At 46.4% G+C, this 25,286-nt stretch carries 29 protein-coding genes and 2 riboswitches; of the genes, 8 read left to right on the top strand and 21 right to left on the bottom strand.

The window, feature by feature from the left end:
- Positions 1 to 6: 6 nt before the first annotated feature.
- The 3 genes from kdpA to NYE35_RS03010 form a co-directional block, all read right to left on the bottom strand.
- Positions 7 to 1,683, bottom strand: coding sequence for a potassium-transporting ATPase subunit KdpA (gene kdpA, locus NYE35_RS03015; RefSeq protein ID WP_341120111.1), 1,677 nt, complete (start codon positions 1,681 to 1,683; stop codon positions 7 to 9).
- Between the two features lie 12 nt (positions 1,684 to 1,695).
- The gene (gene kdpF / locus NYE35_RS31370) at positions 1,696 to 1,773 is read right to left on the bottom strand and encodes a K(+)-transporting ATPase subunit F (RefSeq protein WP_076101420.1); all 78 of its coding nucleotides are present in this window, start codon (positions 1,771 to 1,773) and stop codon (positions 1,696 to 1,698) included.
- Between the two features lie 126 nt (positions 1,774 to 1,899).
- Positions 1,900 to 2,316 carry a hypothetical protein gene (locus NYE35_RS03010; RefSeq protein WP_036676842.1) on the bottom strand — a complete coding sequence of 139 codons (417 nt, stop codon included), beginning with the start codon at positions 2,314 to 2,316 and terminating at the stop codon, positions 1,900 to 1,902.
- A 252-nt stretch (positions 2,317 to 2,568) separates the two neighbouring features.
- Positions 2,569 to 2,758, bottom strand: a riboswitch (cyclic di-AMP (ydaO/yuaA leader).
- Positions 2,759 to 3,177: 419 nt separating this feature from the next.
- Positions 3,178 to 3,342: riboswitch (cyclic di-AMP (ydaO/yuaA leader) on the top strand.
- A gap of 68 nt (positions 3,343 to 3,410) precedes the next feature.
- Between NYE35_RS03010 and NYE35_RS03005 the strand changes: the two genes are divergently transcribed.
- The 3 genes from NYE35_RS03005 to NYE35_RS02995 are packed head-to-tail and all read left to right on the top strand — an operon-like array spanning position 3,411 to position 4,994.
- Positions 3,411 to 3,965, top strand: a complete 555-nt coding sequence (locus NYE35_RS03005) for a hypothetical protein (RefSeq protein ID WP_036676704.1) — start codon at positions 3,411 to 3,413, stop codon at positions 3,963 to 3,965.
- Between the two features lie 14 nt (positions 3,966 to 3,979).
- Positions 3,980 to 4,501, top strand: coding sequence for a hypothetical protein (locus tag NYE35_RS03000; protein ID WP_051490930.1), 522 nt, complete (start codon positions 3,980 to 3,982; stop codon positions 4,499 to 4,501).
- 40 nt (positions 4,502 to 4,541) lie between these two features.
- Entirely contained in the window at positions 4,542 to 4,994 is a 453-nt protein-coding gene (locus NYE35_RS02995; protein WP_036676701.1) for a hypothetical protein, read from the top strand.
- Positions 4,995 to 5,456: 462 nt separating this feature from the next.
- Here NYE35_RS02995 and NYE35_RS02990 read toward each other — a convergent pair whose 3' ends face one another.
- From NYE35_RS02990 to NYE35_RS02965, 6 genes are all read right to left on the bottom strand, one after another.
- On the bottom strand, positions 5,457 to 5,663 hold the full coding sequence (locus NYE35_RS02990; RefSeq protein WP_076101362.1) for a hypothetical protein: 207 nt from the start codon (positions 5,661 to 5,663) through the stop codon (positions 5,457 to 5,459).
- A gap of 34 nt (positions 5,664 to 5,697) precedes the next feature.
- Positions 5,698 to 6,978, bottom strand: a complete 1,281-nt coding sequence (locus NYE35_RS02985) for an ABC transporter permease (RefSeq protein ID WP_341120109.1) — start codon at positions 6,976 to 6,978, stop codon at positions 5,698 to 5,700.
- Positions 6,971 to 7,873: an ABC transporter ATP-binding protein gene (locus NYE35_RS02980; protein ID WP_036676693.1), complete on the bottom strand. Its 903-nt coding sequence runs from the start codon at positions 7,871 to 7,873 to the stop codon at positions 6,971 to 6,973. The genes NYE35_RS02985 and NYE35_RS02980 overlap by 8 nt, the downstream gene beginning before the upstream one ends.
- Before the next feature lie 4 nt (positions 7,874 to 7,877).
- Positions 7,878 to 8,807, bottom strand: a complete 930-nt coding sequence (locus tag NYE35_RS02975) for an ATP-binding cassette domain-containing protein (protein WP_036676691.1) — start codon at positions 8,805 to 8,807, stop codon at positions 7,878 to 7,880.
- A gap of 19 nt (positions 8,808 to 8,826) precedes the next feature.
- A complete protein-coding gene (locus NYE35_RS02970; RefSeq protein WP_036676688.1) occupies positions 8,827 to 9,222 on the bottom strand; it encodes a GntR family transcriptional regulator in 396 nt (131 codons plus the stop codon).
- Between the two features lie 61 nt (positions 9,223 to 9,283).
- A complete protein-coding gene (locus NYE35_RS02965; RefSeq protein WP_051490929.1) occupies positions 9,284 to 10,012 on the bottom strand; it encodes a hypothetical protein in 729 nt (242 codons plus the stop codon).
- 463 nt (positions 10,013 to 10,475) lie between these two features.
- Between NYE35_RS02965 and NYE35_RS02960 the strand changes: the two genes are divergently transcribed.
- Entirely contained in the window at positions 10,476 to 10,643 is a 168-nt protein-coding gene (locus NYE35_RS02960) for a hypothetical protein (RefSeq protein WP_341120108.1), read from the top strand.
- 352 nt (positions 10,644 to 10,995) lie between these two features.
- Here the strand turns inward: NYE35_RS02960 and NYE35_RS02955 are convergent, their stop codons facing one another.
- The 7 genes from NYE35_RS02955 to NYE35_RS02925 form a co-directional block, all read right to left on the bottom strand.
- Entirely contained in the window at positions 10,996 to 11,460 is a 465-nt protein-coding gene (locus NYE35_RS02955; RefSeq protein ID WP_036682502.1) for a DUF420 domain-containing protein, read from the bottom strand.
- 26 nt (positions 11,461 to 11,486) lie between these two features.
- Positions 11,487 to 12,407 carry a cytochrome c oxidase assembly factor CtaG gene (ctaG, locus tag NYE35_RS02950; protein ID WP_341120106.1) on the bottom strand — a complete coding sequence of 307 codons (921 nt, stop codon included), beginning with the start codon at positions 12,405 to 12,407 and terminating at the stop codon, positions 11,487 to 11,489.
- Positions 12,408 to 12,492: 85 nt separating this feature from the next.
- Positions 12,493 to 12,819, bottom strand: coding sequence for a cytochrome C oxidase subunit IV family protein (locus NYE35_RS02945; RefSeq protein ID WP_036682505.1), 327 nt, complete (start codon positions 12,817 to 12,819; stop codon positions 12,493 to 12,495).
- 5 nt (positions 12,820 to 12,824) lie between these two features.
- Positions 12,825 to 13,451 (bottom strand): cytochrome (ubi)quinol oxidase subunit III, encoded by a 627-nt coding sequence (locus NYE35_RS02940; RefSeq protein ID WP_076101357.1) that lies wholly within the window; start codon positions 13,449 to 13,451, stop codon positions 12,825 to 12,827.
- The gene (ctaD, locus tag NYE35_RS02935; RefSeq protein WP_051491246.1) at positions 13,448 to 15,295 is read right to left on the bottom strand and encodes a cytochrome c oxidase subunit I; all 1,848 of its coding nucleotides are present in this window, start codon (positions 15,293 to 15,295) and stop codon (positions 13,448 to 13,450) included. Before ctaD ends, NYE35_RS02940 begins: the two co-directional genes overlap by 4 nt.
- A gap of 126 nt (positions 15,296 to 15,421) precedes the next feature.
- Entirely contained in the window at positions 15,422 to 16,468 is a 1,047-nt protein-coding gene (gene coxB, locus NYE35_RS02930) for a cytochrome c oxidase subunit II (protein WP_038568530.1), read from the bottom strand.
- A gap of 403 nt (positions 16,469 to 16,871) precedes the next feature.
- Positions 16,872 to 17,060 (bottom strand): hypothetical protein, encoded by a 189-nt coding sequence (locus NYE35_RS02925; RefSeq protein WP_019913840.1) that lies wholly within the window; start codon positions 17,058 to 17,060, stop codon positions 16,872 to 16,874.
- Between the two features lie 470 nt (positions 17,061 to 17,530).
- On the opposite strand from NYE35_RS02925, the gene NYE35_RS02920 reads away from it, so the two are divergent.
- The 3 genes from NYE35_RS02920 (at position 17,531) to NYE35_RS02910 (ending at position 20,022) form a co-directional block, all read left to right on the top strand.
- Entirely contained in the window at positions 17,531 to 18,520 is a 990-nt protein-coding gene (locus NYE35_RS02920; protein ID WP_038568527.1) for a serine hydrolase domain-containing protein, read from the top strand.
- A gap of 93 nt (positions 18,521 to 18,613) precedes the next feature.
- On the top strand, positions 18,614 to 18,952 hold the full coding sequence (locus NYE35_RS02915) for a DUF4870 domain-containing protein (protein ID WP_036682511.1): 339 nt from the start codon (positions 18,614 to 18,616) through the stop codon (positions 18,950 to 18,952).
- 113 nt (positions 18,953 to 19,065) lie between these two features.
- A complete protein-coding gene (locus NYE35_RS02910) occupies positions 19,066 to 20,022 on the top strand; it encodes a diacylglycerol/lipid kinase family protein (RefSeq protein WP_052096739.1) in 957 nt (318 codons plus the stop codon).
- Positions 20,023 to 20,135: 113 nt separating this feature from the next.
- Here the strand turns inward: NYE35_RS02910 and NYE35_RS02905 are convergent, their stop codons facing one another.
- From NYE35_RS02905 to NYE35_RS02890, 4 genes are read right to left on the bottom strand one after another with little or no spacing between them, the layout of a single operon-like run.
- Positions 20,136 to 20,729: a xanthine phosphoribosyltransferase gene (locus tag NYE35_RS02905; RefSeq protein WP_076101352.1), complete on the bottom strand. Its 594-nt coding sequence runs from the start codon at positions 20,727 to 20,729 to the stop codon at positions 20,136 to 20,138.
- A 42-nt stretch (positions 20,730 to 20,771) separates the two neighbouring features.
- Positions 20,772 to 21,074: a hypothetical protein gene (locus NYE35_RS02900; RefSeq protein WP_038568522.1), complete on the bottom strand. Its 303-nt coding sequence runs from the start codon at positions 21,072 to 21,074 to the stop codon at positions 20,772 to 20,774.
- Between the two features lie 25 nt (positions 21,075 to 21,099).
- Entirely contained in the window at positions 21,100 to 21,918 is an 819-nt protein-coding gene (locus tag NYE35_RS02895; protein ID WP_036682516.1) for a TrmB family transcriptional regulator, read from the bottom strand.
- A 40-nt stretch (positions 21,919 to 21,958) separates the two neighbouring features.
- Positions 21,959 to 22,750 (bottom strand): zinc ribbon domain-containing protein, encoded by a 792-nt coding sequence (locus tag NYE35_RS02890; RefSeq protein WP_036682517.1) that lies wholly within the window; start codon positions 22,748 to 22,750, stop codon positions 21,959 to 21,961.
- A 243-nt stretch (positions 22,751 to 22,993) separates the two neighbouring features.
- On the opposite strand from NYE35_RS02890, the gene NYE35_RS02885 reads away from it, so the two are divergent.
- Entirely contained in the window at positions 22,994 to 23,683 is a 690-nt protein-coding gene (locus tag NYE35_RS02885; RefSeq protein ID WP_051491247.1) for a GTP pyrophosphokinase, read from the top strand.
- A gap of 357 nt (positions 23,684 to 24,040) precedes the next feature.
- Here NYE35_RS02885 and NYE35_RS02880 read toward each other — a convergent pair whose 3' ends face one another.
- On the bottom strand, positions 24,041 to 25,192 hold the full coding sequence (locus NYE35_RS02880; RefSeq protein WP_341120104.1) for a WD40/YVTN/BNR-like repeat-containing protein: 1,152 nt from the start codon (positions 25,190 to 25,192) through the stop codon (positions 24,041 to 24,043).
- Positions 25,193 to 25,286: the final 94 nt, after the last annotated feature.

Raw genomic sequence — 25,286 nt, 5'->3', positions numbered from 1 at the left:
CTCTTCCTACCGTAAGGTCAAATATTCTGCAATCGGGCCGAGCACAATGACCGGCAGAAACGTCAGCGCACCGATAATCACTACCGTACCAATCAGAATTCCGGTGAACAGACCATTGTCTGTGCGGAATGTGCCAATCGTCTCAGGAACCGGCTTCTTCTGGATCAGTGAACCTGCAACTGCCAGCATTGCGATTATAGAGACATAACGGCCAAGCATCATTACGATCCCGGTTGTAACATTCCAAAAGGTGGTATTGTCCGCAAGCCCTTCAAATCCTGAACCATTGTTCGCGGCAGAAGAGACATATTCATATAACACTTGGCTAAGTCCATGGAATCCGGGATTCGTGATGGAACCGTTGCCCAAGTCCGTTAAGAACGCACCTGCTGTTGGTACAAGGATAATGAACGGATGCACAAGGATAGCAATCGCAATCAGCTTCATCTCCTTGGCTTCTATCTTTCGCCCGAGAAACTCTGGTGTTCTGCCAACCATTAGTCCACATAAGAAGACGCCCATGATGGCATACATCAGCATATTGATTAGTCCTACACCTTTTCCCCCGAAGACGTTATTGAGCATCATTAGGGCCAGAGGGGTAATGCCACCCAGCGGTGTCAGCGTATCATGCATATTGTTAACACTACCTGTCGTAGCTGCCGTTGTTACCGAAGTGAACAGCGAAGATTGCGGGATACCAAAACGCACCTCTTTACCTTCCATGCTGCCTTGCGAAGACTCGATCCCCAGCGCATTAATAGCGGGATTCCCTTTAGTTTCCGCATAATAATTCAGCCCCAGCAGCAGAACGAACAAGGTCATCATTGCTGTGAAAATCACCCAGCCCTGACGTTTGTTCTTAGCGAACAATCCGTACATATATGGCAAAGAGGCTGGCAACATCCACATAGAGAGAATCTCCAGAACGTTCGTAAGTGGATTAGGGTTCTCAAAAGGATGCGCTGAATTGGCTCCGAAGAAGCCGCCACCATTCGTACCTAAGTGTTTAATTGACTCCAAAGAAGCGACTGGACCGATAGCGATTTGTTGCGTCTGCCCTTCGAGTGTAGTGACCTCAAGCGATGGCTTGAGCGTTTGTGGCACATGCAATCCTACCAGCACCAATGAAACTAGCAGAGCTAATGGAATGAATACACGAATATGTGCTTTTACGAAGTCCTCAAAAAAATTTCCGACTGATTTCTGTCCTGTAATCCCTCTGACAAAAGCAACCGCAACAGAAAATCCGCTCGCTGCAGACGTGAACATCATCATCGTGATGACTGCCATTTGTGAAAAATACGATAGTCCCGTCTCCCCGCTATAATGCTGCAGGTTCGTATTGGTCATAAAGCTGATCACCGTATTAAATGAAAGCGTCTGTTCCATATCGGCAATTCCATTCGGGTTCAGCGGCAATCCCCGCTGTAATCTTAGAAAAATATAACTGAAAGCAACCAGTACGATATTAGTTAAAACAAAGCTGAGTGCATACTTCTTCCAGGACATTCCGTCCCGTTTTTTCAGGCCGATCAGCTTATAAATACCTTTCTCTGTGCCTGCAAACCAGCGATCCGTACGATTCGGTTCGTTAGAAAATACATGATATAAATACGTCCCCATCGGCTTGACCAACAAGATGAGAATTACAATTACGACGACTATTTGCAAAATGCCCATGAATGCCCCTCCTTAAAATTTCTCAGGATGAATCAACGCGTAAACCAGATATATAAACAACAGTAGGGTAACAGCGATTACTAGAATCACAGCTTATCCCTCCCCGTATCCTCAACTACACCTGCGCACCAGCGCATAAAGCCATAAAATAACCCGTAAATTACAGCTAACGAAGCCACCATATACAGATCCATCATATCTTCCGCACTCCTTCCATTATCCTTGATGAGGTGATCTATCGATTAGAAAATCAGCATCACCACTATGGGAATAGATTACATAGCTCGCACCAAGTCTTTTATAGACCAATCTAGGATTTATAGAACTTGTAATCACAAAAATTGGCTGTGTCGTCCAGGTACGGCACATCTGAATATAGCGGCAGCAAAGCGGAAAGCTGCTCTCAAACAGATATACCCTGCCTACCGGGAACGATGGGCGAAACCAAGTGCTCTGATGGCGGGTATCCACTAGAATAACCTGCTCGATTCCGAGCTCCTCTAGTAAAGCTTTCTCAGCCAGATTGTTGGTTAATCCCGCCATCTTAATACCCCTGAACTTCAGAAGTTTAATGAAATGTTCTCCCGCCTTTGTAGGCGCACATACAAGCACATATTCATTCTGATCCGTCATCTCTTTTTTCTCCTCCTGCTCATTTACAACAAGGAGGCAACGAAAATCTCCGAAAGGATGTTGACCTATCGTCATTTTCGGGCACAACCTAAAGCTCGGTTGTGTCACGTCATTAGACGCTGCCTTACAAATACCGCTAATGATGAATTTAGCGACCTCTTGGGGGAGGCCTCCATAAATGCTTTGCTTCTAAGAGCACAGCAAAAAGCCACAAAGGATCTCCTCTGTGGCTCGCTAGCGGTCACATTGCACTCATCCTCTCTCCATACGCTTACGAGGTTAGCTGTCGGATTCGGGCGGTGAGAGTCGCCCTACCTGTATAGATGCGAGCTCACTCGCACCCTCTACAGGATTCACCCCATAATCAGCTTCCGACTCTCACATCGGCTGCCGATTGTTGGTTCCCCCGCTTTCCTTATCGGAAATTAAGCGGATCAAATATTCGATTGTCGTTGAAACAGGAGTAATCATACTCTTATGCACGAAGACTTGTAAAACCTGAATGATGCCAAAATAATGCAAATTAAAAACTATTTTCCCATTAGATAGCGCTTACTTGATATCTAATCTCTCTATATCTCTTGTTTACTCGAGTTTCGAGCGTTTAATCGCTATCTATAACCCATGTGATTTTATTCACCTTTTTAGAGCGAAAATACTGCAAATTCCCTTTATAGGTAGAAACGCAAGAAGCTGAGGTTGAGCGAGAAAGAGGCGCGATAACACGCCATAAATACCTATTTACCTCGTTTTTCAGTCGTAGTCGGCAGGATATGGTTAAAATCGCTCTAAAAGAACATTTTCCGTTTTTTACAGAAAATCTTGAAAAGAGTATGATTCGGGTTGAATCTAATTCATGAAAAACAATCAACGCTGAGTTCCTGCATTCGCAGGGAACGGGGGAACCATCAGGCCACCTGGCCTACTTGGGGTGAATCCAAAGGAGACTGCGTAAGTCTCAATAGGTAGGGCGACTCTCACCGTCCGAATCCGACAGCTAACCTCGTAAGCGTAAAGAGAGAGACCCTTGATCCGCCACGCTTTGGCCCAGGTATATCTGCCTGTAATCCAAAACCGCAGCAGAGGTCCTCCTCTTGCTGCGGTTTTTGCGTTACCTGAGCCTATTAGGTGATAGCACGCTGGATGGGGTGAATGTTTTGAAGCACTATTATTTAGGGATACATCAAGGGCTGCTTGAGCCGATAAGTCTAAATTACGTTTGTTTCGGGGCCTTGTGGTTCGAAGAAAATAATCACAGGTACATTGTAGGTTATGCATTTGGCCAGAACCAGATCCAAGCCCTTCGCCAATTCAGTACACCTTCTTCTTGTAAAGACTGTTTAGACTCTAAGATTGTATATGAAATATATAAAAAAATTCGAGAACAACAACAGCAGCAGGATTGGTCATCGCATCAAAAACTCCCGTGGTTTACAGCCTTCAAGGAGCCTTGGAAAGATGTAAGCGCCGGTTGGTATGTCTTGAGATCCCGCAGCACCTTTCCCTTACATCTATCTGTTATACGGAAAGAGAAGTTCCGACTATGGCTAGAGCATACCGCAGTCTGTGAGAATAAAATGGAAATGCTCGCTTGTGTAGAAAAGGCTAGTGTCACTCATCATGTAGACTTAAAGCTGTTGGAAATCTAAGGAGGAACCCTACTATGGACCAGCGCAGACTATCCCGCATTGAAGTATTTGTATTGGATGAACCCGAGCCTATTCACTATGGAATGGAAGGGGCTGAAGGCTGCCGTTATGGTATTCTGAAGCTCACCTGTAAGGGAGGTTGCAGTTGGGGGGCTTGTCTAATCTCTGCCAACACCAAAAATTTCGATCTCATTAAATGGAGTTCTTTTTTACGGGCTATCTGTCATTGCCGTCTTGAGGAAGCGCTGGATAAGGTCCGCCGCGAAGGTTCAGATTGGGAGCAGGTTAAGCTTGAGCTAGTTCAGGGTGCTTTGCAGGATTTAAAGGCCAAGCTCCAGGGTAAATCCTTGGCAGGGCATATTCAGCAAGGGCGTCTGTACAGTGTTGCAGCTGGGGGGAGCAATTCCAGAAGTGAACGGCTCTACTACAAACCTTCCAAAGCTTTATCCACTGCCTCCCAGCAGAAACACAGTTGCCCGGAACCAGACACCGCCGATCTTATCAATAAATCCATCTCTTACTTTTCTATATTATAGATTCAAGCAAATCTCTCATTCTGAAAGGATCGTGTTCACCATGCCTGACCCCTTACCTCCCGTGTCCACCTACAGTGCTAAATTTGCAGAGTGTGTTCAAAAGTATACTAATGAAGTCTACGTACTCAGTTCCATGTTATTAGAACAATCTAATGAGGCAGACAAGGTTACTATCCGCACCTTCACAGAGCTTCATAAAATATATCGTCAGGATAACTTCGACCCTCAGTTATTCTCTATCCACGCTTACCGCACTTGTATTCGCCAGTGTGCTGATTCTTTTGCCCGGCGCTCTCTTCTATCGGCTAAGGGATTACCTTGGGAGGAACAGCTTGTGAAGGTATTGTGGTACGGCTTAAAGCTGCCTCTTTCTCAAATAAGCATTATTCTGCAAAAAAGTGTTCCTGCACTGAAAGCACAGCTTAGAGCTGTACGGGAGCAGATGACCGCCCAAGCGGATATACGAACGAGCGCAAATCTTTCTATAATTTAGTCACTGACTAGAATTCAGACGATCTTTAAGCGCATGAAGCATCTAACGGACTCAGGAGCCTTTAATTGAAGCTTTTCCTCAAATTTGGCCGGCGTTCGGACTCCAGTAGAAATCCCGAGCGATGAGCGTCTCGGATCGTCTTCAAGCAGGCCCTAATCATCTTCCACCAAGGCAAGGCTTACGGACCCAGATGACATTATTTGCACGTTTATCGCCTTTTGAGCATAGTATCGGACTCCAGTGCAACTATTTGGTTAAAAGAGCTACTAATTCACCGTTTTTCATGCCAATAGCGACTATTGTGTCCGATATCTTGCCAAATCTCGATGATTGTTGCATTTAAGTGTTGCTGGGTCCGTTAGCTATATCAGCTCGTATACAAAGAGATTGCCAACGCAAAAACGGGGATATCCCAGCAACCATAAATGGCTGTTAGGATCCCCCCCGAAAATTCAGTACCTACTATTGTGCCTTACTCTTACGCGCCTTACTCTTACGCGCCTTACTGTACATCCACAATCCTGCCAACATCCCCACTATAGCAACACCGGTCAATACGCCTTGAACGAAATCCATAAAAGTGGAGCCATCCGGAAGCATTCTACTAACCGAAGCCAGTGATACCGAACTCATTAAAAGCATAATGGTATATTGTTCGCTTGTAGACATCATTAGCACTCCTTAAAAGTTATATGAGGCCTTCTTAGATCTTGTATGCTTTCATTGCTTTTCTGATTTCTTTAATACTTGGGCGTTTGCCGTACATCAGTACGCCGGTACGATAGATCTTGGCTGCCAGCCATCCGAAGATGAAGGTAGTCACAAGCAGGATCAGCAGCGATACAATGACTTGCCAGATCGCCACCTCACCGACACCAATTCGGAGCAGCATCGTCAATGGTGAAGTGAAAGGTACATAACTCGCTATCTTAACCACTAGAGTATCGGCATTGGAGATACTGAACAGTGGAACATAGAACGCTACGAAGCCTAACATCATGATTGGCATTACCGCCTGACCGAGATCCTCCGTACGGCTGACAATCGAACCTACAGCCGCATACATCAAGGCATAGAGGAAGTAACCAAATACGTACAAGACAAATCCATAGAGCAGCAAGTTAATATTGAGCTGGCCTAAATCGAGATCAAAATCCGCCAATACGGTTGCGTTATGCGGGAGCGTCAAATTGACGACGATCGCTGCGACAAAGATCCCAATTTGCAATATTCCTACTAGGAAAACACCGATAACTTTACCGAACATTTGCGCTAAAGGTGAGGCACTTGTAATGAGAATCTCCATAATCCGCGAGCTTTTCTCAGAGGTTATCTCAGCGGCAATCATGTTGCCTGTCATCATAATGGACATAAAGAACAACATAAGCATGGCATATACGATAATGTAGTTAATGGCCGGAGTGTCCTCCTGAGAGCTTTCACTGCCACCGCCTGCGTTAAGCTGTTGTGTAGTAATCTGCACTGGTGTTGACATTGCAGCAATCTGTTCAGAGGTCAGCTTGTCGCCAACGATGAATTGTGTGTTTGCTTGCTGAAGTGCATTTTGAAGATAAACTTGAACATCTCCGTTTAGTTCTCCATCATTACTGTGATAAGTAACGGGTGGAAGCCCTTCACCAGTAGGTTCTGCAAAAGTAACATAACCTTCTACTGTCTCTTCATCTAATGCTTTCTTTAACTCGGCATCATCCGCAGAAGCATATTGTACTATCTTAGCCTGTGGCATGCCCTCTGGCGCAGTATAAGCCTTCAACAATTCTGCAACCTGATTTCCCTCTTCAGCAATCACAGCAATTTGAGTAACTTCACTTTTGGCCGAATCACCCTTAAACTGATCGATGATATAGGGAAGATTCATCCCTATGCTGAGCAATAATACTAGAATCAAAGTAGTAATCATAAATGATTTCGTTCTAACTTTATTTTTAAAGGTAAAGCCGATAATTGTCCCCATCTTATTCATTAGATTCACCCACCGCTCTGATAAAGATTTGGTTTAACGTAGGTTCCTTGATTTCAAAATGCTCCACTTCACCCTGTGCTATCGCCTGCTGTAAAATACGCTGTGCTGCACCGATCTCACTGATCGATAACAGATACCCACGCTCCAGCCGTTTCACTGCTGTAACGCCTGCGATGGACTCCAGACCTTTTACCTCATTAGCTGTACGCAGCAATACTTCTTCCCGCGGGTAGCCATTCTTGATCGTGCGGATATCCCCTTGAACGACCGTATTGGAACGATCGAGAATCGTAATGTTACGGCACAGCTCTTCTACATGCTCCATCCGGTGCGTAGAGAAAAGGATACTTGTTCCCGAATCACGCAATTCTTTGACCGTATCTTTCAGCAGCTCCACGTTTACTGGGTCCAGCCCGCTGAAAGCTTCATCTAGAATCAGAATCTGCGGTTTATGAACGACAGCGGCGATAAAGCCCATTTTTTGCTGATTTCCTTTGGAAAGCTCTTCTATCTTTTTATTGTAATAATCCGGAACCTCAAATCGATCCAGCCAATAGCGCAAGCTCTTATCTGCATCACTAGCTGACATCCCACGCAGGCGGGCTAAGTAAACGATTTGATCGCTGATCTTCACCTTAGGATATAGTCCGCGTTCTTCGGGCAGATAACCCATAAGTTGCTGCAGTTCACTGTTGAAAGGCTTCCCGTTATACAAAATTTTGCCCTCATCAGGGTAGATTAGGCCGAGTACCATACGCATCGTGGTTGTTTTTCCCGCGCCGTTCGCCCCCAGTAATCCGTAAATTTCCCCTTTACCTACAGTTAGGTTAATTCCGTTTACTGCGGTTTTTTCTCCATATTGCTTAACTACACTTTCCAGCTTTAAGGCTTCCATTTCTCTAGTCCCCTCTCTTGTGGTCAATTAGAATAGGACGATGACCCTGTGTCCATAAACTTAATATTTCGTCCAGTTCCAAACTGCGGCTCTTGATAACCTTTACGCCCAAGTTATGAATGCGTTTCTCGTTTTCAGAAAATTGTTCTATGATAAAAGAAGCTACACCCGGTGTATCCATTGTAAAGTGCAAGCCTCCTGGCAACTCAGCCGATAACTCCGCAAGCTCCTCTTCATCCGCAGCATTCACCCAAACCTCGGTCCAAGCACCGAACAGACTGTCTTTTTCAGCCATGCCCAGCAGTTCTCCCCGATGCATAAGGACGATATAATCCGCCAGCCGCCGCACCTCATCCACAATGTGTGTGGAGATGATGATCGTTGCGTTGTTCTCATCCATATATTTACGAAGTGTCTCGATCATAATCTTCCAGGCAAAAGGATCAAGACCTGATGAAGGTTCATCCAATAGCAGCAGACTTGGCCGCGCCGCAAGTGCTGCAGCAATTTCGAATTTCCGACGCTCCCCTTTAGACATCTTCGAAAGTCTCATATGATACGGAACCTCCAAGCGATCCATCAGCTCCTGAAAATATTGATCGTCCCAATTTGGATACCAATACTTCCGAAATCGAGCTGCCTCCTCTGCATTCCAGTGGTTCTCCTCAGTAATTGACGTTTCAGGAACATAGGCAATGGTCTGGCGAAGCTCCAGAGACAACCCACTATCATACCTGTTCTCAAACCAATATATCTCGCCTTCCTCTGGATTAGTCAGCTGCATCAGCAGATTCAGCAGTGTGCTTTTGCCGGAACCATTCTGACCTACCAAAGCTGTAATATATCCTTTAGGCATATTCAGGGTCAGCGGCCCTATCGTCTTGTTTCGCCGCCGTTTAAGTACATTCCGCAATTCTATAGCCATCTGTACCATATGAGTAAGCGCCCCCCTCTCAATCCTTTTCTCTATACTTGCGTTCTACAATCTCCATAAAAATCTGTTCAAGTTCATCCTTGCTGCAATGTACCGATCGGCCGATATCCACTGCACTTTCAAGTGCTTTGCCAACCGTTTCCCGTTTATATTCTTCCATTGCTCCGTCACCTACATGGGATACAAAGGTACCTGTTCCTTGTCGCGTTCGCAGCAAACCTTCGTTCTCCAGATCCTGATATACCCGCCGCACGGTAATTACACTGCATTTCAGATCTCCTGCGAACTCACGAATTGAGGGCAGCAGCGTACCTTCTGTAATGACTCCGCTAATGATTAATGATCTAAGCTGAGTCTCTATTTGATGATAGAGGGGCTCTGCACTATTTTCGTTGATTTGTACCGGTATCCACATTATTTACACCTCGCCTTCCACTCTAGCGTGCTAGAGCGCAGTCCTTGCCATTTCCGATTTTTTATACGAGATTGCGACTTTTCAGCCGATGTATAGTCCATTTAGAGAATAATTGCACAGATATTGTCCCCAGCAGAAGTGACCCCCACATGATCGGAGATAACAACCCCCACTCCTTGGAATAGGAGATACTGTATAAGAACAAACTGCCTCCGCCCAGTGTAACTAGGAACGATGTTGCCCACGATAAAACTACGATAAGCAATGTTAGCCATAGATAAGCTTTGCCGCTAAAAAGATATTCAATAAAAATATATAGACCCGAGACCATGAATCCGAAGCCGAGCCAAGTAATCGCAAAAGCTATATACGAAGGAACCGCCAGTTCTGTCCGGAAATTCTCTCCTAACAAGTAAATAATACCGAAGAATAACGTACCATTTAGTGTAAAGGAGCCCACACCCTGAAGTTTCCTCCGCGATAATATTACTGCAGCTGGAATCGGTAAAGTCCGTAAGTAAACCAACATTTTTGTGTAAGAGTCTTCACTCCAATATTTCATGGAGCGGCGAGAGAATGTTAATCCCAATAAGGGGATAAAGGAGAGAAATAAGAAATCCGCTAGCATCGTCCGATCCTGCTCACCTAGTACATCATTTGCTATCAGGCTAGTCAGTCCACCAAGATAACTCATAAAAACAACTGTTATTACGAGGGTCCCTAATATTTTTAATTTGTCTCCGCGAAAATCAGAGCGCAACATAAACCATGAATCTTTTAATGTTCTCATCAATGCTAACCTCGCTTTACAATGTCTTCAGCGTCTAGCAGAAGCAGGTGTTCATATCCCTGTGCTTACTGTATATATCTATATACACAGTATATGACCTTAATTTTACATTGTCAATCCTGTAACTGGAAATTATTCAAAAGAAATAGGAGGTTTGGGCAACCTCATACTTCAAGTTTATGGAGATACTCTCAGACGTTAGGTACCGCTTATTTATTGAGATTAACTACAATGAGGGAGAATTGAGGGGGAATTGAGGTAGAATGCTACGGGGCGAATGTAACTGGGATAATTGAGTTTATTAGATAATTCATTCAGTGGAATGAATTAGTAAGAGCTCACTCTCTGCTTCTATGCAACGTGTTGGTGTGATGTGCGTTGAGAGAGGCGGGTGGCGGAGCAGATACTGGTTCGGGTTAGGGTGCTAGTGCGGCTGTGGTGCTGATTCGGGGGTATGATGCGTGTGCGGCGAATGGTGCAGTTCCGATTGTGTGATGCGGGTATGGCGGATGGTGCGGTTTGGGTGCGGGATACCGTTTCGGCTGCTAGTGCAGTTTCAGGTGTGGGATATGGGCGACTGCCGGACGGAATAGAAACATTAGGGAAAAACTCCCTAAAATCAGCCAAATAGAGCTTAGATTACGAGCTTTTAGGGAATTCCTCCCTAAAAATTCAGCTATTACTCTGTTATTGGGTTAATTCCATTCAATTTTAGGGAGGATTTCCCTAATTATGGCCTTTTTTAGCTAATTTCGTTCATTTTCAGGGAGGTTTTCCCTGATTACGTCTTTTTCGAGCTAACTTCATTCAATTTCAGGACAGATCCCCGAAACTCCAAAAATGAAAATAAGCCCATTACCCGCAATCCCTACTCAGGAACAGACAGATATATAGGCTTATTTCATAACCATTTACGGTTCTACTCTCTAATACTCTTCATTCGCTCAACGCACTAAACTCTGTGCTCTATTCAAGCACTTATTTTACGCACCCAAAATAACTTCCCACACCGGCTTGGTGTGTCCACCTGGATACAAAACATACAACAGCACGTACACCATAACGCCTGTAATCGCTGTGATAAACCAAATTATCGATGTCACTCTGCCCCACTTACGGTGCTTGGAATACTTCGCCTTGAAACCAAGAGTTAACGTAGTAAGTCCGAATACCGCAGCTACGGTTGCCAGGACGATATGGAAGATCAGAAACACTTGATAAATCGTCTTCAGTTCATCCGGACCGCCCCATGAGGTATTCCCCACAAACAACGTTCTCGATACGTAAACAATAAAAAACAGCAGCGCAGCGATAGCGGCAGCAATCATCGTTTTCTTATGCGCCTCGCGTTTGCCCTTGATAATGAGCCACCAACCTATAGCCACCAGCACCGCGCTGAGCACGATGAATGACGTACTAATAGTCGGGAACACTGTGAAAATATCCATGATTCTCCCCCTCGGCAGTCTACCAGTTATGCACGGTTCAAGTTGCTCTCCTGAAGTGTTGAGGATGGCGTCGACAATTCATCGTCGTCTTGTCCGTTCTCTTTTTTATACCAATGATAGAACACATAAGCAAGCATAGAGGCAAAAATAAATTCCTGAATGAACTTCATCGCGATGCCTCCCACCTGTTGATCCACCTTCGGCGACATCACTTCAAAGAATGCAGGACCTCCAAAATTCTGAAGTAAAACAGTGGGGTCACCCGAGATACAATAGCCCATAGCACGCGCCCAAGTCTCTGGATCACTGTAAGTGGCGTAGAGCGGATGATCGGCAAATATAATCAGCCCGCAAGCTGGCGTCAGCAATACCATGTTCAGAAAAATAAACCCAATCTTCCCAAGCCCACTCGCCATACGATGTTCCGGCAGCGGATTAATCAGCGTCCACCACATTAAAGCAGAGGTCAGGAACAAAATAATGTAATAAACACGATGAACAGTAAAATGCAACATCACATAATCATGAATAACAGGAATATGGTACAAGGAAAAAAGTCCGTTAAACAATAGGGCAGCGACCACTGGATGAGCTAAAAAAGATAACCGCCGAAGCGGATTCACCTTTAGTATCCTGCGCCAGATAAAATCTGGAATGCCAAGCATAATCAGCGGCACCGCTACCAGATAAGACAAGGCCATACTGACCATGTGGAAGGAAAACATCATATGCCCTAAAAGGCTAATGGGTCCTCCTTGTGCCAGATAAAGGGCAAGCATCCCACAGACAAATAACGCTCTACGCCAAAATGGCACCGTAACTGAATCGGCATAACGCCCAGCAATCGGACCAATCCACACAAAATAACCTGCTGTCAGCAGCAGCATTACCGCTAGAAAAAGCGGACTCCATAGTTCAGCAAAGCTAAAGTATTCTAATCCCAGCATAATCCCAACCTCCTAGCGCAGGAATTCTTATATCTAAACATCAAAAAGAGGGGGCATCGCAGCCCACCTCTTTCATTATTGTCCGTTAGTTCCACCAAACCCAATACAGCGACATAACAATACAGGTCCCAGCGATAAAGAAGCCGCCCAGCATGAAGAGAATCGGCAGAAGATGCCCTTTATCTTTTAGGTGCATCCAGAAGCCCATCTGTACAATCACCTGAAGAACAGCCATTACCAGCAGCAAAATAATCGCAAAGGTTGCATTTACTCCCCCAGCCGCAACAGCGGCGAAAGCAATCAATGTTAAGACAATGGAGAAAATAAAGACAACAATATGTTTCTGTGGTCCTTCATGCCGATGACGTTGCTTATACCCGCCGCTATCTGGCATATGCTGATCCGTCGTCATAGTGCCTAGCCCACCTTTCCGAGTAGGTATACAACCGTAAAGATGAAGACCCATACCACATCGATAAAATGCCAGTACATGGCTGACACATACACTTTTGGTGCAGTAACTACCGTTAACCCCTTGCGGGCGAGCTGCCCGATTAAGATGGAGATCCAAGCGATCCCGAAGGCTACGTGCGCACCATGAAATCCTACCAGTGTGTAGAATGCCGAGCTGAATGCACTTGTGGTCATTCCGAATTCTTCGTGTCTTACATATTGAGTAAACTCATAGATCTCCAAAACCAGGAAACCTAAACCTAAGACTACAGTCACTAAAAGCCAATTCCGTAGCAGTGCCGGCCGATTTCTGTGCATCGCTTGAATAGCGAATACACTCGTCAGACTGCTTACCAGCAGGATGAATGTTGCAGCGGCTACTAGCGGCAGGTGAAACAGTTCATTCGCCGAAGGCCCCTCATTCGTCTGATTACGCAGTGCGAGGAAAGTAGCGAACAACGTGCCGAACAATACCGCTTCGCCGCCTAGAAACAACCAAAAGGCAAGAACCTTGTTGCGTCCTTCGAGCGTAGCTTTTTCCGGCTCGTGCGGAAAGGTATCCTTAGAAGCTTCTGCATGTGCCGTTGTCATGTCCGCTCACTTCCTTCCAGCTCTTCAGGTTCAATATGCCATCCGTGATCATCATACAGCGAACGCATCAGCATGGATCCAAATGTAATAATAAGACCGATGGCTGTAACGATATAATTATTAAACAGGAAGCTCATAAAAGCATTGCCGAATTCATCACGGCTAAACATAAAGCCAAGCCCAGCGATAAAAATTCCGATAGACATCGTAAACGGTAAAATCGTTGCCGACGGCATATGAATTGAGCCCACCGGCTCTGCTGGTGTCATGCCTTTATTCCCTGCTACTTTTTCTTTCCAGAAGGCATCAATCCCCCGAATAAGAGGTGTTTGCTTGAAGTTATATTCTGGCGGCGGTGAAGGAATGGTCCATTCCAATGTACGTCCATCCTCCCACGGATCATTGCTTGCATCCGCTGGTTTTCTGGAAGTCAGGAAGATGTTCACCAAGAAAATAATCATACCGACACCCATAAGTCCTGCACCGATGGTACTGACTAGATTCAGGAAATCAAATTGCTGATTAGGTAAATAAGTAAATACGCGGCGCTGCATCCCCATAAGCCCAAGGAAATGCTGTACAAAGAAGGTCAGATGGAATCCGATGATAAACGTCCAGAAAGTCCACTTGCCCAGCTTCTCACTCAGCATCCGTCCGAACATCTTCGGCCACCAGTAGTGCAGACCTGCGAACAGGCCAAGCACCAAGCCACCAACAATAACATAGTGGAAATGCGCTACGACAAAATACGTATCATGGAACTGAAAGTCAGCAGGTGCGGACGCCAGCATCACTCCAGTTACTCCCCCCATAGTGAAGGTAGGAATAAATCCAACAGCGAACAGGTTAGGGGTTGTGAAACGTACTTGCCCGCCCCACATCGTGAACAACCAGTTAAAAATTTTAATCCCGGTAGGAACCGCAATTAACATCGTTGATACGGAGAACAACGCGTTAGCTACAGGTCCAAGTCCAGTTGTGAACATGTGGTGAGCCCAGACCATGAAGCCTAAAAAGGCGATCAAGATGGTTGCAAACACCATGGAGCTATATCCGAACAGTCTTTTACGCGAAAAGGTTGGGATGACCTCGGAAATAATCCCGAAGGCAGGCAGAATGAGAATGTAAACTTCCGGATGACCAAATATCCAGAAGATATGCTGCCATAGCACTGGACTTCCTCCGGCTCCAACTTCGAAGAAATTGGCTCCGAGAATCCGGTCGAATGTCAACAGTACTAAACCTACTGTTATTGCTGGAAAAGCAAACAAAATAATGGCGGAAGTGATAAATGTGGTCCAGGCGAACATCGGCATCCGCATATAGGTCATTCCCGGTGCACGCATCGTAATGATCGTGGCTAGAAAGTTAATCCCCCCGATGAGGGTCCCTAATCCGGCAATTTGTAAGCCGATCGTATAGAAGTCTACACCGTGTGTAGTGCTGTATGTACTCGTAGATAGTGGGGTGTAGGCGGTCCACCCGGCGTCAGGAGCGCCACCCATAACCCAGCTAAGATTCAGTAGAATCCCGCCGAACAGGAAGGTCCAGAAACCAAGTGCATTTAGAAAAGGAAAGGCTACGTCACGTGCACCGATCTGTAGCGGAATGACGGCATTCATGAGTGCGAAGATGACTGGCATGACGCCGAGGAAGATCATCGTCGTACCATGCATGGTTATGAGTTCATTAAACGTTTGTGCATCCAAAAAGTTATTCATCGGCTTGATGAGCTGCCAGCGAATCAGAAGCGCTTCAATTCCCCCGATGCCAAAAAACAATCCTCCGGCCCATAGGTACAAAATCGCGATTTTTTTGTGATCGACGGTAGTAAGCCAATCCATAAGTCCTGTATGGCGCTTCACACTGTGGCCGTGCCCCAGAGGCTTGGATGAATTCAAGGTATGCGCTGCTTGAGCCAAAGTTCGTCCCCCCTTTTCGAAAGTTCCGCCCGCCTTTAGGCTAAGGCATTAGTCCAGCTTATAGTTGGCCAGATACTCTGCAATGCCATCAATCTCAGCATCACTCAGGCCCAGATCTTTGGGGTTAGGCATCAGATTGCCTGGTTTTACGGATTGCGGGTCGTGCAGCCAGGTTTTGAGATTCTCTTCAATCGGCGCACCATCTTCCCTCGTGTCGTCGTTGAGCAGAATTCCAGCAATCGACTCCCGAGAACCAATTCCGGTCAAGTTCGGCGCATTATTAATCCCTTGATCGCCTACAGCGTGGCAAGTCAGACATGCCGCTTTGAACTTCTCAGCTAAAGCAGGATCCTCCGGCAGCACAGCGACAGGCGTTTTCATCGAATCAATCCACTTCTGAAATTCCTGTTCACTAACTGATTTCACCTTAAATTCCATCAATCCATGAGAAGGCCCACATAGCTCCGCACATTTCCCACGGTAAACGCCTTCATTAGGCGCACTAAAGCTAAAGCGGTTAATCGTTCCAGCTGGGTTGGTATCGATTTTACCGGAAAGAGAAGGGACCCAGAAGGAGTGCAGCACATCTTTAGTTTCCAGTTCAAAGGCGATATCTTTGCCCACCGGAATAATCAGATCCTGTGCTGTAGTTACCTTATAATCGGTATACTCAAACTCCCACCAGTATTGGTGGCCGGTTACTTTAACCTTGATCGCATTCTTGTCATTGGAATGATCATCTCCAGCGGCAAACACTGCTTTCACCGTTGGCACGGCCAGTACTACAACAAGGATAAGCGGAATAACTGTCCAGAGAATCTCAAGTTTAATGCTGCCCTCAACCTGCTCAGGGATTTCATTCTGACCCGGTCTTCTGCGGAAGCGGATCAGTACATAAGCTGCAATCGTAAAGACAATCAGCAGCACCACGATCATAATGCTGATCGACAGCTCCATTAATCCGTAAGATCTGTCTGCTGCAGGTCCCTGTGGTCTGAGTACTGACAAGTCCTCACGACCGCACCCGGCAAGAAAGAGTCCAAACATAGCGGTCATGGGAAGGAGTCGCTTTACAGCCTGCCACGTTTTCATCATTGATCTACCCCGCTTTTCCCGATTTCGTAGATTCCTGTTTTTTTCTGTCAATTATAACAATCACTATTAATATAAGTTTAAGGGAAAGTTTTGTCAATCGTTCACAACTAGTTCACATTGTAATTTTCGACACAATAAACCCTTGTCCCATCTGGATTTGATGGCATTTTATGAAAACGCAAACAAATAAAAAATAATAAAGAAAGCGCATACACTTTAAAATGTGTCTATTAATTCATTTGACTATTCTATGAGGAAGACTTTTCCTTATTCGTAAATGGGCATACAAAAAAAACCGATTCCAGCAACAAAAGTTGCTCGGGCACGGTTTATAAGAATCCTCGTGGATGTTATTACTCAAAATGATGTCTAAAGTTAAGCAAGTGACAAACGTATCTGTTAGCTAGGAGACGGATGAATTCATCCGTACCAACTCGTGTTCCACGACCATGGTCAGTTCCTCTTCATAGCCTCCTGTAATCCGATACTTTCGGACGTACTCCTTTACGAATTTCTTGGGATCTTTGGGCCGGAAAATGCGTGTCATTTCCCGTAGACTTTCCTTGACTTCGTTATGACCTTTACTTGCCATGATCAGTTCCCTCCCAAAACATTGAAAATGAATGCTCCGTTGTAGAGAATGCATGATGAAAAGTACGCCGTAACCTCGAATGCAAGTGAAGTATCCATTACACATACGTGGCTTGCACTATCCGTCAAAACGTGGAATCTAAAGCTATGTCTAGCCTTTGAAACACCGCCTTGCCGGTGAAGCAGGTTCGTCGTGATTTGGGCTGAGAGTAAGGACGCCTGATGAACGATAGCTCCTTGACACTTTTATTACCCGAAGAGCCACTTACTGAATCACTCCTTTCGGGCCTTATCGTTATATTGTATCATATTCCGGATTAACTTCCACCTTTCCTTGTAAAATGTACTATTTGGAAAATATTATTTTTTTACAACTCTCTTCGTAAGTCATATGTCTCCAAACTGGTTAAAATATAATAACCAATACAGCAAGTGAAACTGCATTTATCAACAAATGAGAAGGAGATCGTTATGGTCCAGCCTGTAATTCCCGTAATGACTACCGCAACGCCAGAGGACACAGCTACACGCCGGGAGGGTCTTGAACAAGCCCATCAAGCTATCCTAAAAGAATATCCCAAGATGCATAGCATACTTATTGTGCGCCATGGCAACCTTATCTTCGAACGTTATTATAACGACCATCATGCTGGAGCATTAAATGATCTCCGTTCTGCTACCAAAAGTTTTGTCAGTGTCCTTACGGGAATCGCTATCGACCGTGGCGAGATGCCTGATCTCCATATTTCTGTATCTGAGGTACTTCACAAGCATATTCCATACCTTCACTCCCCACATCTCTCAAAAATCACACTCCGTCATCTTCTTACCATGACTTCCGGCTTTAGCTGGATCACAGGGAAGAAGCTCGGTGAACCTCTCGTCCGGAACCTCCATCGCAGCCGCCGCTGGGGTTCCTTTGGCCTTAGCTTGAACATTATTCCAGAACATATCGGCCAGTTCCAATATCGAAGCATCGACTCACATCTAATCTCGATGATGATTAGTGAATCTACAGGTCTTGATGCATTTTCCTATGCAGCACAGCATTTATTTACTCCACTCCGAATGGCTAATACCGCTTGGTTACCTAGTCCCGAAGGACATAGCATGGGCCATATCGGCTTGCACTTAACCTCTCGGGATATGGCTAAATTCGGAATCTGCCTGCTGAATAATGGAGTGTTTGCAGAGCAGCAAATCATCCCAGAGCATTGGTTGCAGGATGCACTTACCGCTCAAACTAAGGGATATCCAGCGTTTGGTGATTACGGATATCAGTTTTGGATCGGTACGATGAGCGGGCAGCCCTACAAACTCGCCCACGGGCATGGCGGGCAGCAGATTCTGCTCTTCCCCAATCTGGATACTGTCGTGGTCTTTACAGCAGAGAGCAAGACAAACAACTGGAAGAACCCACGCAAGCTGCTTGAAAAGTATGTTCTCCCTTCAATGAGCTAAACATACTTTTTCCTGACAAGTCATAGGCTTGTAAGGAAGAAGGATTCGAACAATCAAGCCCCTTCTTCTCCAAGCAGAAGGAGAGTGAGCCTATTGTCCCCTTTTAAATCATCTACCGGATTGCCCGATAATATAGCGGGCGCGTTGTGTTACTTTTTCCCTTTTCTCGGCGGCGTCGTCTTTCTCGCATTGGAGAAACGCAGCCGCTTTGTGCTGTTCCATTCGCTGCAATCACTGATTACCTTCGGAGTGCTGATGATCCTCCACGTTCTAACCGGATTGGTCCCTTTCCTCGGTCCCTTGATGAGTGCACTCGTCTCTCTCTGCAGCTTTGGAGTGTGGCTGCTAATGATCTACCATGCCTTAAGTGGCAGGTGGTACAAACTCCCTTGGGCAGGTGATATCGCAGAAAGTCAGATTCGCCATCTGTAATCCCCCCCCAAAAAGCAGTCCCTCTGATCGCTGAAAAGTATTCCCTTTTGCCCATCCACTCCTTACAATGTAGAAAGGGCATCAATGGAATTCTACAGGCTGGAGGAAATTATATGTATCTATTTATCATAAACCCACGTTCCGGCGGGGGAGCAGGCGGCCGGACCTGGCATACTGTAGAGGCGCTCATGAAGGAGCGTTCGCTGCCTTTCATGTCCTTGTTTACGCACAGCGTAGAGGGTGCAGAAGCCCTTGTTTTAAATACACTAAAGCATCGCGAGGATTGGAAAGCTGTGATTGTAATCGGTGGTGACGGCACGCTCCATAGCATTTTGGGTGCACTTTGCGGTAAAGATATCCCCATGGGCGTGATTCCTGCCGGCTCCGGCAACGACACCGCCCGGGGGTTCGGCATCCCGCTTTCGATAGAAGCCGCGCTGGAGGCCGCCCTTAGTGAGCGGTATATCGAAGCAGACCTGCTTTCAGGAGCAAACGGACTGACCGTAACAGCCGTTGCCAACGGCTTTGATGCTCAGGTGGCCGAGAATGTGAATGCCAGCCGTTACAAACGGCTGTGCAATGCCATTGGAGCAGGCCAGCTGGCGTATATCATCGGCATATTGCATACGCTGATGACGTTCAAGCCCTGCCGGGTAAGTGTAGTCTGCGACGGCACGGAGCATGCCTTCGAGAAGGCATGGCTGGTCTCGATCTGCAACCTGCCCAGCTACGGCGGCGGGCTTTTGATCTGCCCGCAGGCAAAGGCCGATGACGGCCAGCTCGACGTCTGCGTCGTGCACGGGTGCAGCCGCGGGCAGCTGCTGCGGCTGTTCCCTACGGTACTGAAGGGCAAGCATGTGGCGTTGCCCTTCGTGTCTATGCTGCGCGGACGTAGCGTAGCCGTAGGCTTTGCCGAGGCCCGGCCTGCGATCGGCGACGGCGAGAGCCTCGGCAAAGGGCCGCTGGCCGTTCGCTGCGAGCCGGGGGCGCTGCGGGTGCTATCGCCGCTGGCGGCGGACAGCGTACAGCTGCCCGTCGACACTGCAGCGGCATGCGGCAGCAACGGGTAACCTGACCCGTGCATACCATACACACAAAAAACAGCAAGCGACTGGTTCATTACCAGTTCGCTTGCTGTTTTGTATATCCTATAGCTTTTGTTTGAGCATTCATTCCTAAAGCCTCAAACAAGAGGCTCTTCCTCGTCTTCCACGAAAGTGACTCTTCCGTCCTCCAGTGAAGCAATACGCACAAGTGATTCTACGCGATATCCCGCTTCCTGCAGCAGCCGATTCCCTGGCTGGAACGCTTTTTCGATCACAATGCCAATTCCAACCACACTTCCGCCCGCCTGCTCAACAATACGGGCAAGTCCGAAGGCGGCTTCACCATTCGCCAAGAAATCATCAACAATCAGCACCCGTTCTCCGGGAGCAATGAATTTCTTCGAAACGGTAATTTCATTCGTTTCTTTCTTCGTGAAGGAGTATACCTTCTCCACGTAAATGTCTTCTGTCAGCGTCAGCGATTTCTGCTTACGGGCAAAAATCAACGGAACCTCCAGCTCTAATGCTGTCATAATCCCCGGAGCGATTCCCGAGGATTCTATAGTCAGCACCTTCGTAATTTCTTCGCCAGCGAACCGGCGGATAAACTCACGGCCAACCTCGCGCATCAGGAAGGGGTCCATCTGATGATTCAGAAAAGAATCCACCTTGAGCACTCCTTGCCCGAGTACAATACCTTCTTTCAATACCTTTTGTCTCAACAGCTCCATAGTGCTCCTCCTTCTCCCATCATTAAATCCATTCTCCCCACATTACAGGCCTGTCGGCTTCTGAGGCAATAAATTTCCAACGATCGATTTTAAATTATGATCATCCTTGCTCTTTTCCTGACCGTTATCATAACCCGTAATTCGAATCTCCAAGAAATCTCCCGGATTTACCGGTTTAAAAATCAATTTCTCGCGGTCTTCCAGTCTCACGTTAAAATTCATATCCTTAAACATTTCGACCAGTTCTGCTTCTCCAGGAGATGCTCCCTTATCCAGAAACAATAGTCCACGCAATTTCTTAGGACCATCATTGTGCACCACTTCAAAATGAACGATACATTCCATGCTTCTCACCTCCCTATGATAATAACTACTGCGCCTGTTCTTCCCCATCATCGCCTTGATCATACATAACATATTTGCTATGAATTTTGCTGTAACGTTCTCCATAACGCTCTACTAATTCTGCGCCCATATCCTGCTCCAGCTCGAATAAGACCATTTCCTGTGTAAAATGATTCAACAACAGCTCCACTAACACCGGGTGCTCTGTTACCACTGCTTGTGCGGATCCATCATCATAACGCATCCCCAGCATACACCAGCTCCGGTCGATCACAAATGAGAACTTCCGTCCATCCGCCCGCTGCGAATCTTTTCCGAATGACGGCCATACCGGGTAAGAGGCAGCAGCAGCATTGCCACCGTCAAAAGCCCATAAAAGCCTAACGCCACGCAGTTCGGCCTGTTCAAGTTCGCTCCGCAGAAGCGACGCTTCCTCGCGCCACATATCCACCACAATCTCCTGCTCTGCCATGTTAAGCTGGCGAATCAGCGCCCCCATTACATTGCGGTCGCCCTCTACATTATAAAAAGAAGGACTAACAGGCCCCCCGCGAGGCATCTCACTTTCCATATAAGCCAGCGAAGCTTGAACTCTTCCCGAGATCATCGTCGCCAGCTCCTCTGGATTGAGAACACTATACCGCGCAGGCTCTCCTTCACCACATCGTACATATCCCTGCTGTGTTAGGCGCTGAAGCGCCGCATACACATTTGATCTTGAAACTCCGAGCTGTTTGGCAACCTCATAGCCAGAAGCCTGACCTTTAGTCGCAAGCTCGACCATGATTTTGGACTCCATCTCCGTGAAGCCCAGATTGCGCAGATGCAGCAGCAGCTGTTCCATCTTGTTGTCCCCCTAAGCCCTAAGCTGACTGATATCTGTACTATATTTGCTCCGATCCACAACGCGGGCACCATAAGGAGCCCTTTGGCAATTCATTCCGACAGATTTGACACTTAATCATATCACGTACACCACTGTCCTGGGTGACTGCGGACTCCTCCTGATGTTCATTCGCATTCCAATCGCGGATGCGACGATCCAGCTCAAGCTGTCTTTGTCTTTCCCGTTCCAGCTGATCAGCATGTCTGCGATCCCGTTCGATGTCATGTTCGTTCGCCGCATATTCCTCCAATGGCAGCTCATCATCCTCTGAAGGCAGAATCTCAGAATACACCATACTTTGCGGATGGAGCTTCATTGCAATCTCCTTCTCTTCATCCGTTAGCTCATCTGCACCATAGTATTGATCCTCATCCTCTTCGTCCTCATCCACAGTTTTGACGAATACGGGCGGTGAAGGAATCTTTCTTGAAGTGGTTAGCTCCTCCAGCTTACTTCCACACTTTGGACAAAAGTTTGCATCGAGCGCCACAACATTGCCGCAAGAACATAACCGTTCATTTTTCAGTTCAGCAATCCTTGCGCGTTGGACTTCGATTTTTTCCTGAAGTTTGGAACAGGTCCGTGCCAGTTCTACCATTTTGCCTTCAGCTACCGACATATCCTTAGTGCGATACCCTTCATAAAAAAGCCTGCCCATTTTCGTGAATTCCACTTCCATCTCACGTTCAATATCGGAAATAAGCCCGTTCAGCTTGCCAATCTCAACAGAGCTTTGTGCTTTTTCAGTAACCCGGCTCGCACTATCTTTGATTCGTTTCATAAAACTCATTACAGTTCCTCCCTCTCCAGCGATACGTGATTCTATCATACCAAATGTATCGAACAGATTCATTAATGTGCTTTAATACGCGATTTAGCGGAGAATGTTCCTATAAATTCTTATTTTCACTGATTTCAGACGTTATTTTGCGTCAGGGGTTCTACATCGGTTAAAATAGAATTAATCACAAATAACGAAATTGGGAGAGTTTCAGTGGAAGAACATGACAGCACACAGCTTACGCTAAAACAGATGCAGGTACACGTTAAGGATCTGCAACATTGGCAGGATAACGAGGATTTCACAAATCTTATCAATGAGTTTAAGTCTCTGCCAGCACTCTATCGCCATGCACTAAATGATCTTGAGAATAAAATCGATGTGATCAAAACGGAATGGCAGGTCCGTGACGGCTTCAGTCCCATCGAACATGTTAAATGCCGAATTAAAGAACCCAAGAGCATCCTGCAAAAGATGGAGCGCAAAGGTTTCGAGTTCAACTTGGAAAATATGGAGCAGCACATTCACGATATTGCAGGTATGCGGATTGTATGTGCTTTTGTTAAAGATATTTACCGTCTGGTTGATCACCTCAGCACACGCGAAGACATTCGCGTATTGGAGATCAAAGATTATATAGCCCATCCCAAGCCGAATGGGTATCAAAGCCTGCATCTTATCGTCGCAATTCCGCTCGTCCTGCTGGAAGGAACACGCTGGGTCAAAGCAGAAATACAGCTGCGAACCCTAGCCATGGACTTCTGGGCAAGTATGGAACATATTCTGTATTATAAATTCGATAAACAGCTCCCTTCGCATGTTGCTGAGGAATTGAAGGATGCCGCACGCGCCGCCGATGAACTGGATCAAAAAATGCTGCGCCTGCGCCGTGAGATTCTGGAACTTGCAGAAGGGGAATCCCCTGCCGGCGGGCAGGTTTAAGCTTTCATATTTCTACATTTCTCAAAAATTAAGGGGATGTCTCATAAGCCATGACAATGGCTGCTGGGACACCCCCTTCTTTTTAATCGATTAGGCCGTTTGATCGATACCCTTCGCCGCCGAAGCAAGGTGTTATCGGAGCCGATCTTATTCACAGATTAATCCTCCATTTTGCATAATAACGGACCCCAAAGTCGCTATGGACATAAAAAACACCAGATTTGTGCCCTTTTATATGAAATAGCTGCACTGGAGTCCGAAAACATGCTGGATAGGCGGTAAATGTGTGAATAACGCCCCCTGGGTCCCTAAGCCTCAACGGCTAATATTACATCCGGCATTCCGCTGTATTCAGCCTCAAGGCTTGCCAACCAAAGGCTTCCATGTAACGCCACCATCTGTAGTGGTCTGTAGAAATCCTGGACCCGCCAGCCAGCCGTTTTTCGGCGTAACAAACTGAATGTTTTCTGCCTTCGCGAATAGCTGTGATGTTGCAATCATCCTCCAGCTTACTCCCCCGTTGACAGTCGCCACCAGTTTGCCGCCCTCCTGCAAGGCCCAACCTTCCCGAGCGTTCAGCCATGTTGTTCTCACCGCCTCAGTACCGAGTAATTGAGGGCCCGGCTTCCATGTCCTACCTCCGTTATCACTTGTGTAAAACACCATACTTCGAATCCCATCGTCAACAATCTCCAGCGGCAGGATGCCTTTCATATTGTCTTTGCCTGAGAATTTAGGTGGATAACTATTACTGTAAGTAAATGCTGCCATAGCAGCCGGCTTCTTTAATTGTTCCGGCTTCCAGCTCTTCCCGCCATCCGAAGTTCTGAACGTTAAAATGTATTCTTGCCCATGGTTGCTGGAGGTGATCCAGCCATTCCGGGAATCCTGAAAGGTCATCCCTGTTGGATAGGCTTTAATACTCCCCGTTAGATTTCCGATTCGCTTCCAGCTGTTCCCGCCATCTGTCGTGCGATACAAGGATTTCTCCATCATCCCGAGACCAGGTTCTGAATCCAGCAGCACATACCCGTTATTCACATCGATAAAATGAATAAATCCGCCACTGTATCCTTGCTCCCAATCCTCCGTGACGGGAAGTTTTGTCTCCTTCCAGGTCTGGCCCTGATCAGAGGTATGATAGATCAGGACAGGTTGACCCATACCATGACTACTTATAATCCAGCCATTTGTGGCATTCAGGAAAAAGCTTGCTGCGGCAAAGATGCCTGTTTCTTGTGGAATAGGAACGATATTGCTGTCCGGATGGTACCAACTACTCCCTCCATCGTTCGTAGTCCATAATCCAGTCTCATCTATTCCCCACCCATGCTTTATGTCATTCATGCTAAATTTAGCAGGATACCCCTGCAAAGAATTCATATCCGTCTTCAGCTCAGCGGTATTTGTCCCAATACTCGAATCTAAACCAAACTTATCGTTTACCATGCAGGATTGCAGAAATAACCCGGCAATGATTATCGGGGCAAAAACGGCATATAGTCTCAAATGAAATCCTCCTTTTTCCATTTCCTTCTATTCTATAATCATAGACAGAGTTTAATAGTAAAAGGTTACAGAAGCTTTACACAAAGAAGCCGCC

The sequence above is a fragment of the Paenibacillus sp. FSL L8-0494 genome, assembly GCF_038003695.1.
In the GTDB taxonomy this organism is placed as follows: Bacteria; Bacillota; Bacilli; order Paenibacillales; family Paenibacillaceae; genus Paenibacillus_AQ; species Paenibacillus_AQ odorifer.
The sequence above is the reverse complement of the archived record's forward strand: the minus strand, read 5'-3'. Positions and strand labels throughout refer to the sequence as shown.